Origin of the sequence: Streptomyces sp. NPDC088707 (assembly GCF_044752725.1) — a bacterium.
Lineage (GTDB): Bacteria > Actinomycetota > Actinomycetes > Streptomycetales > Streptomycetaceae > Streptomyces.
In genome coordinates, this window is sequence record NZ_JBIVLV010000001.1 from 361,774 (window position 1) to 374,705 (window position 12,932).

Genomic DNA, 12,932 nt, shown 5'->3' on the forward strand with positions numbered 1-12,932 from the left:
CGCGGTGGCGGCTCTACGCCACCTGCACGGCGTCCAGCTCCGTGTAGCGCTCCCCCTTCGACAGGCGGAGGGTGTTCCACCCCTCGCGCAGCTCCACCGGCACCTCACGCGGCTGCCACGCGTCCCAGCCCGTGTACGGGTAGTCGACGACGCCCGCGGCCGCGCCGTTGACCGTCAGGCCGTGCGTCGCGGCGGCCGGCGCACCCGCCGCGTCCAGCGAGCCGTTGCCGTAGCGGACGGTCAGGGTGTGCGGTCCCGAGGAGGCCGCGTAGATCCGGAACTCCACGAAGCTGCCGGATTCGTCGATGTGTCCGACGGCCCGGTCGCCCCAGGCGTCCTTCGCCTCGCGGATCGTCGCCCGGTTCACCCGCGCGAGTTCCGCCTCGTAGAGCGTCTTGCTGCCCCGGACGACCGGGCGGCCGTCCGCGAAGCCGAGGTCCGCCACGTACAGCGCGCGTCGTGAGGGGTCGGCGCCCCGGCCGTGGAAGAGGATCCGGTCCCCGCCGCCGGGCCCGGTCACGACGTCCTGGCCACCCGGCCCGCCGATCGCTCCCGAGAAGGACGTCGTGGTCAGGAGCGGCTCGTCCCCCTTCACGTAGGGACCGGTGAGGGTGTCGGCGATCGCCCAGCCCGTCGCGTACGCGGCGGTGCGGTAGTCGCCGGCCGAGTACAGGAGGACGTAGCGGCCGTCCCGTTTGACGAGGGTGGGCGCCTCGACGAGGCCGCCCTCCCACCCGCGGTCCTGCCTGAGGAGCCGGACCGGTTCCCCGGTGACGCGGGTGCCGTCCCACGAGACGGTCTGGATGTGGAGCCAGGTGTCCAGTCGGCAGCAGTTCCCGTCGCTCTTCCAGAGCAGGTGGCGGGTGCCGTTCTCGGTGTAGCTCGACGCGTCGATCGCGCCGCCCTCCTCCGTCGGACAGACCAGGGCCTCGTCCCCGGCCGGCCGGAACGGGCCGTCGGGCGTGGAGGCCAGGGCGGCGCCGATGCACTGGCGCCCGCCGACGCGGTCGCGTGCCGTGTACTGGAGGGTGAACCCGTCGCCGTTGTCGAAGACCTCCGGGGCCCAGACGTCGTGCGGGGCCTCGGGCCTGACCCAGGCGCCCGGCACCGGCAGGACGTCCTTCTCGTCGACCGTCCAATGGACCAGGTCGGTGGAGGTGGCGTGCTGGACGTTCCGGCCGGCGACGTTGGTCGCGTAGGCGTGGAACACCCCGCCGACCTCCACGACGTCCGGGTCGGCGAACTCCCGGTCGAGGACGGGTGCGGCCGGGGACGGAGCGGCGGCACCGACCGGGAGGAACCGGGGTGCCGCCGCCGTCCGGCCCCGGACCGCGTCCGGTACGGCCGCCGGGGCCCGGATCGGATCGGGTGTCGTAACCCCGGTGGGGAACGCGGTGAGCCAGGCGGCCGCGCCCAGGGCCGCCATGGCCGCGGCGAAGGCCCGGCGACGAAGAACGGGTCCCCGGCCGGTCGCCCCGAGGCCTCCGGGCCGCCCCGCACCCGCCCGGCGGCTCGGTCCGCCTCCTGTTGTGGTCCGGTCGTGCACGGATCGGCTCCTTCCGCTCCGGGTCGAACGCGCCCTCGCGGACGACGCGGTCGACGACGTTCTCCTCCCCACGCCCTGGAGGCGCGGAGCACACCACGAGAACGACGCGGCGGTCGTCACGTTGCGCGGCCGGCGGGACAACGGGGGAGGTTCGCGGCCGCTGCCTGCACCCGATGGCCGAAGCGTCCGCCCGCTGTCCCCGTCCCGGGCTCGCCCGTGTCCCGGGACAGGGACGTCCCCGCAGGTCGGAGAGGTGGAGATCCCGCGCCATCCCGACTTCGCCGCAGCACCCGGGACACGCTTGCGGCCCGCTCGCCGAACGGCACAGACTTCGGTTGTCCGGCCGCCGCACCACTCGACGGCAGCGCACCGACCGGACGTTCCGACCACCTGTGCCTCCGCGTCCCTGGTGCTCCCCGCGTCACTACGGCGCATCCGCGGAACGCGGCACCACGGTGCACACCGGCACCGGAACCCACACGCAACCGGCAGCGACACCGGCACCCGCAGCGACCACCAGCACCGATGGACCCTCACGGGACCGCACCCCCACCCACCGCAGGAGACCCCATGCCCCGGAACAGCCATGCCCGCCGCTCCCCGCTCGCCGCCGCCGTGGCGGTCACCTGCGCCACGATCGCGCTCTCCGTCACCGTGCTGTCGGGCCCCGACAGGCCGCCGGCGGGCGAACGGCCGCCCCCACCGCGCTCCATCGGCACGACGGTGACCACCGCGGACGATCGGCGGCTCCACGACGCCGAACAACGGCTGCTGCGCGACTGCATGGGCCGGCAGGGATTCACGTACCGCGTGTTCCCGCTCGGCGACGAGCCGGAGTCCACGCTCTTCCCGTACGTCGTCGACGACGCGGGCTGGGCCAGGCGGCACGGCTACGGTGCCGGGCTGCGTCGGCAGCGGGAGTCCCTCGCGAAGAGCGATCCGAACCGCGCCTACTTCGCCGCACTCCCGGCGGACCGCAAGGCGGCGGCGCTGGTCACCGCCAACGGCCCCTCCCCGGACGGGCTGACCGTACGCCTACCGGGCGGCGGAACCATGCGCCGCAGCGATCGCGGCTGTGTCGCGGAGGCCCAGCAGCAGCTGTACGGAGACCTCGGCGCCTGGTTCCGGTCATCGATCCGCGTGGGCACCCTGCGACAGATCCTCCGGAGCCGGGTCGTGGCCGACGCCGGCTACCAGAGGAGCCTGGGTGCGTGGCGGCGGTGCATGGGGCGTATCGGGTACGCCTTCACCACACCGGCGGCCGCCCGTGCCGCCGCGCTCTCCCCCGTACGCCCCCTTCCCAGGGACCGCGAGATCCGCCTCGCACTGGCGGAGGTGCGGTGCGCCGTGGAGTCGGGACTGTCCCGGACGGCCCGGCGTCTCGACGCTCACCACGACAGGCTCCTCGCCGAGGAGCACCGCGCGGACGTCGAGACGCGGGACCGGCTGAGGGCCGCCGCGCTGCCCCGCGCCCGCCGGATCCTCAGCGGCGTCCCGCAGGCCTGAGCCGCCTGCCCCTTCTGCTCCGCCGCGCGCCGCACGCACGCGGCGGCCCGCCGACCGCGGCACGAACAGCGGCCGGCAGCACCCCGCCCACCCACCGATCCACCGACCGATCCGCCGAATCACCGCATCGGATCGCACCGCATCCATCCGAGAAGGAGAAACACCATGCGCATCTTCCGCGCCCTCGCGACGGCACTCACCGTCGGAGCCCTCACCCTGCTGTCCGCCCCTGTCGCCGACGCCCGCGGCATCGTGCCCGAGGCCGTCGCCCCTGCGGCGGCTCCCGGACCGGACGGCTTCCTCTACGCCTGGGAGCACCCTCACGCGGGCGGCTTCCACTGCCGTTGGAACAGGGAGAACGCCAACTGGGCCGGCTGCCGTGACAAGGTCTCGGACGTCTGGAACAACGGCTACCCCGGCGTCGCCGAGGACGTGAAGCTCTACCGTGACACCGACTGGAACGGCTCGTGGGTCTGCCTCCACCAGGGGCATTCCCTTCCCGACCTCGGCGCGTCCGGCCTGAGGTTCTTCAGCCCCGGTCACGGCCAGGGCGAACTCGTGAACGACCGGGTCGGGTCGCACCTGTGGGTCTCCGCCTGCTGACGTCCATCGCATCGGAGCGCCGGGCCGGCGGGACTCCCCCGCCTGCCCGGCGCTCCGCTCTGCCGGTGGATCAGTCGTGCGTCGGTGCGCCGGCGGCCGAGCGACTCCCGCCGACGGAGGCAGCCAGCGCGTCCGCCACGACCGCCGCGTCCGCCTCCGCGACGTCTGCCGGGTATTCCGGCAGCAGGTCGTCCCAGACCGGCATCCATGACCCGTACAGCTGGGTCTGCCCCTCGGGCCGCGCGAAGAACCAGATGTGAAGGTGCGCGCCGCCGTCCCCGATGCGGTAGACGTGGGCTCGCGAGATGTGGGGCAGGGCCTGCACATGGCGGACGATGTGGGTGGACAGGACTCCCAACTCGGCCGCCAACTCGTCGGGCAGGTCCGCCATGTCGTGGTGTTCGAGCGGATGCAGCATGAGAACGAGGGGCACACCGACTCCCTCGATCCGCGTGAGTCGCCAGCGGTCGTTGAACCAGATCCCCTCGCCGCGGTCACGGCACGACTCGCAGTCCGCCGGGTCCTCACCGTGTCGCGGAGGCTCGGGCAGAACTGGAGGGCGCAGGGGCGAGACGCGCAGTCCGTCCGCCTCGAACGGGCTGATGCTCCAGCCTGTCATGCGCGCGAGAGGGAGCCGACGCTCGGCATCGGCGGCGGCGAGCGCGTGGTCGTAGAACTCGTCAGGTCGCAAGGCCATGAGGCGAAGACTAGTTCGACCTCGCCACCCGGCACGGACCGGGGTGATCTTGGCCCTCTCGGCGAAGGGGATCGCGCTCAGCGCAGTCGGCGGGCGCGCAGCACCAGGTCGTCCGTGTGGTGCGCGCCGGCTCCGCCGTCGGGTGCCACGCGGGCGCGCTGTTCGTCCACTTCCACCACCCAGTCGTCGCCGAGGAGTGCCGCGACCATCGAGGGCCAGACGTAGTCGGCGGGGTCGAAGCCGCTGTCGTCCGGCGGCCGGGTGTCCATTCCGGCGTGGTGGACGAGCAGCAGCACACCGCCGACCGCGACGGCCGCGATCAACGCCCGCTCGGCGGCGGCGTCGGGGGGGCGCAGCAGCGCCGGGTACTGCGCGGAGACCAGGTCGAAGGAGGCCGGCGGGAGCGCCGCGTCCGTCAGTGCGGCGTGGACCCAGCGAACGGCGACGCCTGCGTCGCGTGCGTGCCCGGCCGCCCGCTCCAGGGCCACGCCCGACACCTCGATCCCGGTCACGTCCCAGCCGCGGTGCGCGAGCCATACGGCGTCCGCGCCCTCGCCGCAGCCGACGTCGAGGACACGCCCGGGGGTGAGTCCGGCGACCTCCGCCACGAGCGCGCCGTTCGGCCGGCCGCTCCAGAGTTGTTGCCGGTCGCGGTACCGGTCGTCCCATTCCGCCCGTACTGCGGGGTCTCCGAGGTATCCGTCGACGGTGGACGTGGGAGCGTCGGGCGCGGGCGATCCCGCTGCGATGTTTTCGGTCACGAACCCACCATGCCCATCCAGCCGCTCCCATGCGGCGATTCTTGCCGGTCCGGCAAAAGCCGGGGCGGGATCGCGGGGACCGGGCCCGGCCGTACTGGACGTCGTGTGCACGCGCGGCTCTCCGGGTTGCACAGGGTGTCGACTCGGCGGCGGACTTTTCTGAAATTCTCCATTCAGGATCTTGATACCTGTTCACCCCCATGCGAGATTCGGCGCACGCAGCACGCCCCGGCGGCTGCGCTTCGTCCGGACACACCGGAATCGCTGCGGGAGAGGTCTTCACCATGCCGGTCCAGCACACCCCCGGGGAGCGACTCTCGATGGAGACGCGCACCATCGAGGTCATTCCCGACGCCGAGCGGCACGGCACGCCGCGTAGCCAGTTCACTCTGTGGTTCGGCGCCAACATGCAGATCACCGCGATCGTCGACGGCGCGCTCGCCGTCGTCTTCGGCGCCGACGCGCTGTGGGCGATACCCGCGCTCCTGATCGGCAACGTGCTCGGCGGCATCGTGATGGCGCTGCACTCCGCGCAGGGACCGCGGCTCGGCGTCCCGCAGATGATCTCCAGCCGGGCGCAGTTCGGCGTCCACGGGGCGGTGCTGCCCCTGCTGTTGGTGATCCTGATGTACCTCGGCTTCGCCGCGACCGGCAGTGTCCTGGCCGGCCAGGCACTGTCCGAGATGCTGCACATCGACAACACGAACGCCGGCATCCTCGTCTTCGGCGCCCTGACCGCCGTGGTCGCGGTCACCGGCTACCGGCTCATCCACATCGCGGGGCGCATCGCCACCGTCGTCGGCGTACTCGGCCTCGGCTACCTGCTGGTGCGGCTGTTCACGCAGTACGACGTCGGCGCGCACGTCGGGAACAAGGGCTTCGAGACGGCGACCTTCCTCCTCGCCGTGGGGCTCGGCGCCGGATGGCAGCTGACCTTCGGCCCGTACGTCGCCGACTACTCGCGCTACCTGCCGCGCGACACCAGCACGCGCGCGACGTTCTGGTCCACGTTCGCCGGCTCCGTCATCGGCTCCCAGTGGGCCATGACGCTCGGAGCGCTCACCGCCGCCGTCGCCGGCAAGACCTTCCTCAGCGATCAGGTGGGCTTCCTCGGCGACCTCGCCGGGCCCGCGGTCCTCGCCGTCCTCATCTACCTGGTGATCGTGGTCGGCAAGCTGACGGTCAACTGTCTGAACGCGTACGGCGGCTTCATGTCGATCCTGACCACCGTCACCGCCTTCGACGGCCGCTCGCGGATCTCGGCCGCCGCCCGCGCCGCCTACATCGTCGGCTTCACCGCGGTGTCGATGGTCATCGCGCTGGCCGCCAGCGACGACTTCCTCAACAACTTCAAGAACTTCGTGCTCCTGATCCTGATGGTGTTCACCCCGTGGAGCGCGATCAACCTCGTCGACTACTACCTGGTCTCCCGCGAACGCGTCGACATCCCCGCCCTGTACGACCCGAACGGCCGCTACGGCCGCTGGAACGTCACCGCCCTGACCTGCTACCTCGTGGGCGTCGCCGTCCAGATCCCGTTCCTGGCCACCAAGCTGTACACCGGCGCGATCACCGAGAGGCTCGACGGCGCCGACATCTCGTGGATCGTCGGGCTCGTGGTCACCGCGGCCCTGTACTGGCTGTGGGTGCGGCGCACAGCCGACCCGCCGGCCGAGACGATCCACCCGGCCGTGACCGAGGCCGACGACGCGGCTGCGCCCGTCGGCTGACCCCGTACGGCACGCGCCCACCGGACGGCGAAGCGTCGGGCCGGAGCGGTACGACCGCTCCGGCCCGACGCTTCGTCGTCCGCCCCACCCGACAGCCGTGCCCCGGCGCTGGTCCCGACCCGCGTGTCCCGGGGTTCGCGGGCGTTTCGATCATGCGAACTACGCGCGTCAACCTGCCCTTACGCCGTTGACGGCCCCTTCCGCCTCGACAAGACTCCTGACCCATGCAGCCCTTGCGTGACCGCTCGGTCACCCGCGTCCAGCGCCGACACGTGGACCTCGCCCGTGTCGCGAGCGCTGTCTGTCGCTGCCCCTGACCGGTCGCGCCCTCCCGCTCACCCCGCACCCACGCTTCCTCCGCTCACCCCGTCCACCGAGCCCCGGAGGCATGCCCGCACGCCCTCTGGAGACCCGTATGTCCACGCCCCTGTCCCGCCGCGCCCTCGGCGGGGTCGCCGCCGGTGCCGCAGCTGCCGCCGCCCTCGGAGCCACCGCGTCCGCCGCCCAAGCGGCTCCCGAGGGCGACCCGCGGGAGCGGCCTTTCCGAGCCGCACACCCCCGCCGCCACTCCCGACGACCCAACATCCTCTTCATCCTGGGCGACGACCTCGGCTGGGCCGACCTCTCCTCGTACGGATCCCCGCACATCCGCACCCCCCACCTGGACCGTCTCGCCCGCGAGGGCGTCCGCTTCACCGACGCCTACTCCGGCTCCGCGACCTGCTCCCCCACCCGTTTCAGCCTCTACACCGGCCGCTACCCGGGCCGTACGAAGGGCGGACTCGCCGAACCGATCGCCGACAGGTCCGTCGGCCTGGAGCCCACGCATCCGACGCTCGCCTCGCTCCTCCGGGACTCCGGCTACGCCACCGCCCTCATCGGCAAGTGGCATTGCGGCTACCTTCCCGACTACTCCCCCACCCGCTCCGGCTGGGACGAGTTCTTCGGCAACTTCGGCGGGGCGCTGGAGTACTACTCGAAGCTCGGTCTCGGTGGCGAGTACGACCTCTACGAGGGGGACGCCGAGTACAAGGACCTGCGCTACTACACCCGGATCCTCACCGAGCGGGCCGGCGAGTACGTCAGCCGCGACCACGACAAGCCCTGGCTGCTCAATCTGAACTTCACCACCCCGCACTGGCCTTGGATCGCCGACGGCGACAAGGAGGCGAGCGACGAGATCGTCCGCCGGATCAAGGCCGGCGACCGCTCCGCCCTGTGGCACCAGGACGGCGGCTCCGTCGAGAAGTACAAGGAGATGGTCGAGGACCTCGACCGCTCGATCGGGCAGGTCCTCAAGGCGCTGAAGCGCTCCGGGCAGGAGCAGGACACGCTCGTCTTCTTCGCCAGCGACAACGGTGGCGAGCGCTTCTCGTACAACTGGCCGCTCGCCGGCAACAAGGGCTCGCTGCAGGAGGGCGGCATCCGCGTCCCCTCGATCCTGCGCTGGCCCGCCCGGATCGACGGTGGCCAGGTCAGCGACCTGCCGGTGTTCACGCCCGACTGGACGGCGACCCTGCTCGACCTGGCCGGGGCCCGCCCCCACGCCGCGTACCCCCTCGACGGCACCAGCCTCGCCGGACACCTGCTCCGCGGCGCCGACGTGCCCGAGCGGGACCTCTTCTGGCGGGTGCGGGGCGAGCGGGCGCTGCGCCGCGGCGACTGGAAGTACTACCGGGGCAAGTCCGGTCGCGACCAGCTCTTCGATCTGTCCGAGGACTCCCGCGAGCAGGCGGACCGGGCACCTCTCGAACCGGCGCGACTCGCCGAGCTGCGGGCGGCCTGGGAGCGGATCGACGCGGGGCTGCTCCGCTACTGAGCCCTGCCGGCCCGGCGGCGGCAGCGGCCCGTCGGCGCCGCACCGCGTCGAGTGGGCCGTACGAAGGGTGGTGCGGGGTTTTCCGATGCTCCGTGCCACCCGCCGGGTAAGGGGGACGGGTACTGCTGACCGACGCATCCATCGCGTTCTGTAAGGAGCCCGTCCCCCATGCTCATCGATCTGACACGACGTACCGCGCTGGTCACCGGCTCCACCCAGGGGATCGGCGCCGCGATCGCCACGGGTCTGGCTCGGGCCGGAGCGCGCGTCGGTGTCAACGGGCGGACCGAGGAGCGCGTCGAGCAGGCCATCGCGAGCATGCGCGCCGAGGCCCCCGATGCGGACCTGGTCCCGGTGGTCGCCGACATCGCCACCGAGCGGGGAGCACGGCTGGCCGCCGAGGCGCTGCCGCACGTGGACATCCTGGTGAACAGCCTCGGCATCTTCGGCGAGGCCGACCCGCTGAAGATCAGCGACGACGAGTGGCGGCGCTACTTCGAGGTGAACGTCCTCGCCGCGGTGAGGCTCATCCGTCAGTACCTTCCCGGCATGAGCGAGCGGGGCTGGGGGCGGATCCAGAACATCGCGAGCGACTCGGCGGTGGTGATCCCCGCCGAGATGATCCACTACGGCATGTCCAAGACGGCCCTTCTGGCGGTCACGCGCGGCTTCGCCAAGCAGGCGGCGGGGACCGGTGTCACGGTCAACTCCGTCATCGCAGGCCCCACGCACACGGGCGGCGTGGAGCAGTTCGTGTACGAGCTGGTGGACCCTGCTATGCCGTGGGACGAGGCGCAGCGCGTCTTCATGCGCGAGTACCGTCCGCAGTCCCTGCTGCAGCGGCTCATCGAACCCGCGGAGATCGCCAACATGGTGGTGTACCTCGCCTCCGAGCACGCGTCCGCCACGACCGGCGGCGCGCTGCGCGTGGACGGCGGGTACGTCGACTCCATCCTGCCGTAGCGGAGACACCGGTCGCTTCCGGGGTGGGGCGTATCCGTCGCGGCTCGTGAGCCTCCTTCTGCGCTGGGCGCACCCGTCGGCGGCGCCATCGCGCTGAGCGCTCGCTGGATCAAGTGAATACGGGCGCGGGCGTGTTGGTCCGGTGATGTCATCGGGCACCTTCCGGTCAGTGGACCTCACCGTCGAGAAGGACACCGATGAGCCAGGTTGCCGAAGTCGAACTGGAAGGCCTTCTGCGCAAGGCGCTGCAGGCCACGGGTACGGGCGCACGGTGGGCGGCCGACTCGGACGAGATGTGGTGCCGGGTCACGCCCGGGTCGGGGACACGGCGCGCGCAGGGATGGAAGCTGCACGTGTCGGCGACGGCCGCCTCCGCTCCGGCTGTCCTGGAGAACTCCCTTGAGGTGCTGCTGCGGGAGGAGTCGGCGTTCAAGTTCGCGCGGTCGCTGGACCAGGTGAGCGCGCTCAACTCCCGTGCCACGCCCCGGGGAAGCTCGGGCAAGTTCATCACCGTCTACCCTCGCTCGGACGCCGAGGCGGCCCGGCTCGCCCACGCGTTGCACGGGGCCACGGCGGGGCTGGCCGGTCCCCGGATCCTGTCCGACCAGCCGTACGCCGTGGACTCGCTCGTGCACTACCGATACGGCTCGTTCGTCGGCCGGAGGCGGCTCTCGGACGACGGTCTGCTGGTGTGGTTCATCGAGGACCCCGACGGCAATCCCGTGGAGGACAAGCGCACCGGCCAGTACGCTCCGCCCTCTTGGGCGGTCTGCCCCTTCCCCGCCACGGTTCCCGTCGTACCGCGCGCGGCCGAGGGAGCCGACGGGACGGACGCGGCGGCCACGGCCAGGACTCCGGTGCTGCTTGGTGGTCGGTTCGCGGTACGGGAGGCGATCCGGCACACCAACAAGGGCGGGGTCTACCGGGGCACCGACGTCGGCACGGGCGCCCTCGTGGTGATCAAGGAGGCCCGCCCCCATGTGGAGGCCGACGCCTCCGGATGCGACGTCCGCGACTGGCTGCGCGCCGAGGCCCGGACGTTGGAGAAGCTCAAGGGCACGGGGCTCGCTCCGGAGCCGCTGGCGCTGTTCGAGCACGGCGGGCACCTCTTCCTGGCCCAGGAGGAGGTGCCGGGGGTGACCCTGCGGACCTGGGTCGCCGAGCACTTCCGCGACGCCGGAGCGGACCGCTACCGCGACGAGGCGCCGGCGCAGGTCGGGCGGCTGGTGGACCTGGTCGCGGCGGCGCACGCGCGAGGCTGCGTCCTGCGGGACTTCACACCCGGCAACGTCATGGTCCGTCCGGACGGCGAACTGCGCCTCATCGACCTCGAACTCGCCGTCCTCGACGACGAGGCGGCCCTGCCGACCCGCGTGGGAACCCCCGGCTTCAGCGCCCCCGAACGGCTGGCCGACGCGCCCGTCAGCCCGACGGGCGACTACTACAGCCTCGGTGCCACCGCATGCTTCGTCCTTGCCGGGAAGGTGCCGAACCTGTTGCCCGAGGAGCCTGCGACCAGGGCGGCGGAGCAGCGGCTCGCCGCATGGCTGACCGCCTGCCGGGGGCCGCTCCGACTGCCGGACGACCTCGCCGAGATGGTCCTCGGGCTGATGAAGGACGACCCCGCCGAGCGGTGGGAGCCTGCCCGGGCGCGCGAGGCCCTCCTGAAGGCGGAGCCCTGGCGGCCACGAAGCCGCTCCGTCCCCCGCCCGCCGCGGAGCGCTCGCCGCGACGACCGGCGTGACCACCGCCGCGATGACGGCCATGCGGACAGTGCCACGGGCGGCCACGCGGGCAGCTCCGCGGGCAGCCCGGGTGACGCTCCGCATGACGCGATGACCGGGACCGTGGACCGTGCCGTGACCGGCATGGTGGAGCATCTCATCGATTCGATGACTCCCGCGGACGAGCACCGGCTGTGGCCCGTGTCCACCCTGGCCGGGGAGTCCGACCCCTGCACCGTGCAGCAGGGCGCGGCCGGTGTCCTGGCCGTGCTGACGCGGTACTGGGAACTCACCGGTGACGACCGTCTGCCCGAGCTGATCTCCACCGCGGGCCGCTGGATCGCGGACCGCGCCGATCTCCGTTCCCCGCGCCCCGGCCTGCACTTCGGCGGACGCGGCACCGCCTGGGCGCTGTACGACGCCGGGCGGGCCGTGGACGACCCCGGACTCATGGGCCACGCGTCGGCTCTGGCACTGGCCCCGCAGCAGGCGACGCCCCATCACGACATCACCCACGGCAGCGCGGGCAGCGGGCTGGCCGCGGTCCACCTGTGGCGGCGCACCGGTGATCCGCGCTTCGCCGAACTGGTCGTCGACGCGGCCGACCGGCTGGTCGCCGCCGCGCGGCGTGACCCGTCCGGAGTGAGCTGGCCGGTTCCCGCCGAGGCCGCCTCGCCGGAGGGCGGCAAACGCTACCTCGGCTTCGCCCACGGAAGCGCCGGCATCGGATGCTTCCTCCTCGCCGCCGCGACCGTCTCCGGGCGCACGGAGCACAGGGACCTCGCGGTGGAGGTCGGCGAACAGCTGCTGGCGGATGCCGTGCTGACCGGCGAGGCGGCCCAATGGCCCGCCCAGGCCGGGGACCTGCCCACGGCACCGTACTGGTGCCATGGCGCGGCGGGCATCGGTACGTTCCTCGTCCGGCTGTGGCAGGCCACCGGGGACGACAGGTTCGGCGACCTCGCCCACCGCAGTACGTACGCCGTCACCGAGCGCGCCTCCCGCGCCGCCCTCGCCCAGTGCCACGGGCTTGCGGGCAACGGTGACTTCCTCCTCGACATGGCGGACGCGACGGGTGACCCCGTCCACCGGACCATGGCCGAGGACCTGGCCCGCCTCATCGTCAGCGAGAGGGCCCAACGCCATGCCCAGGTGGTCTTCCCCAACGAGTACGGGGACGTCTCGACCAGCTGGAGCGACGGATCTGCCGGAATCCTCGCCTTCCTCCTGCGGATCCGTCACGCCGATCCCCGGCACTGGATGGTCCAGCTGCCGGCCTGAGCGGCAGGGAGTCTGCCGCCAGTTCAACAAACGAAGGAGAGCCCCATGGAGAACCACGACATCGAACTGCTCGCCCACCTCCACGCCCTTCCGGAGACCGACCCCGTCGGTGTCGACGGAGCGCCGTTCGCCGCGACGTGTGAGTGCGTCGGCCTGCTGACCCTGCTCAACACGGTCTGTATCGGCATCAGCTGCGCGTAGCACAGGCCCCCACCATCCGGCCGGCGGCCCACCCGGGAAGCCGCCGGCCGGATGTCCCCCCTTCCACGCGCCCGCGGTGGCCACGGACGGCCACGGACGGC

The 12,932-nt window shown here is 72.5% G+C and carries 11 protein-coding genes; 8 read left to right on the top strand and 3 right to left on the bottom strand.

All coding sequences use genetic code 11. The features are described from left to right. Positions 1–13 precede the first annotated feature (13 nt). Positions 14–1,546, bottom strand: a complete 1,533-nt coding sequence (locus tag ACIP84_RS01785) for a family 43 glycosylhydrolase (protein ID WP_401793295.1) — start codon at positions 1,544–1,546, stop codon at positions 14–16. A 570-nt stretch (positions 1,547–2,116) separates the two neighbouring features. Between ACIP84_RS01785 and ACIP84_RS01790 the strand changes: the two genes are divergently transcribed. Together ACIP84_RS01790 and ACIP84_RS01795 are read left to right on the top strand one after the other, a co-directional pair. Next, positions 2,117–3,052, top strand: a complete 936-nt coding sequence (locus tag ACIP84_RS01790; RefSeq protein ID WP_401793298.1) for a hypothetical protein — start codon at positions 2,117–2,119, stop codon at positions 3,050–3,052. Positions 3,053–3,217: 165 nt separating this feature from the next. Then, positions 3,218–3,655 carry a peptidase inhibitor family I36 protein gene (locus ACIP84_RS01795; protein WP_401793301.1) on the top strand — a complete coding sequence of 146 codons (438 nt, stop codon included), beginning with the start codon at positions 3,218–3,220 and terminating at the stop codon, positions 3,653–3,655. Positions 3,656–3,725: 70 nt separating this feature from the next. On the opposite strand, the gene ACIP84_RS01800 is transcribed toward ACIP84_RS01795, so the two are convergent. Both ACIP84_RS01800 and ACIP84_RS01805 read right to left on the bottom strand, forming a co-directional pair. Then, positions 3,726–4,352 carry a hypothetical protein gene (locus ACIP84_RS01800; protein WP_401793303.1) on the bottom strand — a complete coding sequence of 209 codons (627 nt, stop codon included), beginning with the start codon at positions 4,350–4,352 and terminating at the stop codon, positions 3,726–3,728. A gap of 77 nt (positions 4,353–4,429) precedes the next feature. Next, complete coding sequence (locus ACIP84_RS01805; RefSeq protein WP_401793306.1) at positions 4,430–5,113, bottom strand: class I SAM-dependent methyltransferase; 684 nt, start codon at positions 5,111–5,113, stop codon at positions 4,430–4,432. 284 nt (positions 5,114–5,397) lie between these two features. On the opposite strand from ACIP84_RS01805, the gene ACIP84_RS01810 reads away from it, so the two are divergent. From ACIP84_RS01810 to venA, 6 genes are all read left to right on the top strand, one after another. After that, on the top strand, positions 5,398–6,843 hold the full coding sequence (locus tag ACIP84_RS01810) for a purine-cytosine permease family protein (protein ID WP_401793309.1): 1,446 nt from the start codon (positions 5,398–5,400) through the stop codon (positions 6,841–6,843). Between the two features lie 224 nt (positions 6,844–7,067). Further along, a complete protein-coding gene (locus tag ACIP84_RS01815; RefSeq protein ID WP_401793312.1) occupies positions 7,068–7,160 on the top strand; it encodes a putative leader peptide in 93 nt (30 codons plus the stop codon). A gap of 98 nt (positions 7,161–7,258) precedes the next feature. Next, positions 7,259–8,662: a sulfatase gene (locus ACIP84_RS01820; RefSeq protein ID WP_401793315.1), complete on the top strand. Its 1,404-nt coding sequence runs from the start codon at positions 7,259–7,261 to the stop codon at positions 8,660–8,662. Positions 8,663–8,830: 168 nt separating this feature from the next. Continuing rightward, positions 8,831–9,625, top strand: a complete 795-nt coding sequence (locus ACIP84_RS01825) for an SDR family NAD(P)-dependent oxidoreductase (RefSeq protein WP_401793318.1) — start codon at positions 8,831–8,833, stop codon at positions 9,623–9,625. Positions 9,626–9,822: 197 nt separating this feature from the next. Then, positions 9,823–12,630 (top strand): class IV lanthionine synthetase LanL, encoded by a 2,808-nt coding sequence (gene lanL / locus ACIP84_RS01830; RefSeq protein ID WP_401793321.1) that lies wholly within the window; start codon positions 9,823–9,825, stop codon positions 12,628–12,630. Between the two features lie 45 nt (positions 12,631–12,675). Then, positions 12,676–12,831, top strand: coding sequence for a class IV lanthipeptide venezuelin (gene venA / locus ACIP84_RS01835; RefSeq protein ID WP_015031827.1), 156 nt, complete (start codon positions 12,676–12,678; stop codon positions 12,829–12,831). The last annotated feature ends 101 nt before the right edge of the window (positions 12,832–12,932 follow it).

Bases quoted from the DNA above. Each gene is read 5' to 3' on its own strand.
- ACIP84_RS01790 (WP_401793298.1), top strand. From the start codon at position 2,117: ATGCCCCGGAACAGCCATGCCCGCCGCTCCCCGCTCGCCGCCGCCGTG.
- ACIP84_RS01795 (WP_401793301.1), top strand. From the start codon at position 3,218: ATGCGCATCTTCCGCGCCCTCGCGACGGCACTCACCGTCGGAGCCCTC.
- ACIP84_RS01800 (WP_401793303.1), bottom strand. From the start codon at position 4,352: ATGGCCTTGCGACCTGACGAGTTCTACGACCACGCGCTCGCCGCCGCC.
- ACIP84_RS01810 (WP_401793309.1), top strand. From the start codon at position 5,398: ATGCCGGTCCAGCACACCCCCGGGGAGCGACTCTCGATGGAGACGCGC.
- ACIP84_RS01815 (WP_401793312.1), top strand. From the start codon at position 7,068: ATGCAGCCCTTGCGTGACCGCTCGGTCACCCGCGTCCAGCGCCGACAC.
- ACIP84_RS01820 (WP_401793315.1), top strand. From the start codon at position 7,259: ATGTCCACGCCCCTGTCCCGCCGCGCCCTCGGCGGGGTCGCCGCCGGT.
- ACIP84_RS01825 (WP_401793318.1), top strand. From the start codon at position 8,831: ATGCTCATCGATCTGACACGACGTACCGCGCTGGTCACCGGCTCCACC.
- lanL (WP_401793321.1), top strand. From the start codon at position 9,823: ATGAGCCAGGTTGCCGAAGTCGAACTGGAAGGCCTTCTGCGCAAGGCG.
- venA (WP_015031827.1), top strand. From the start codon at position 12,676: ATGGAGAACCACGACATCGAACTGCTCGCCCACCTCCACGCCCTTCCG.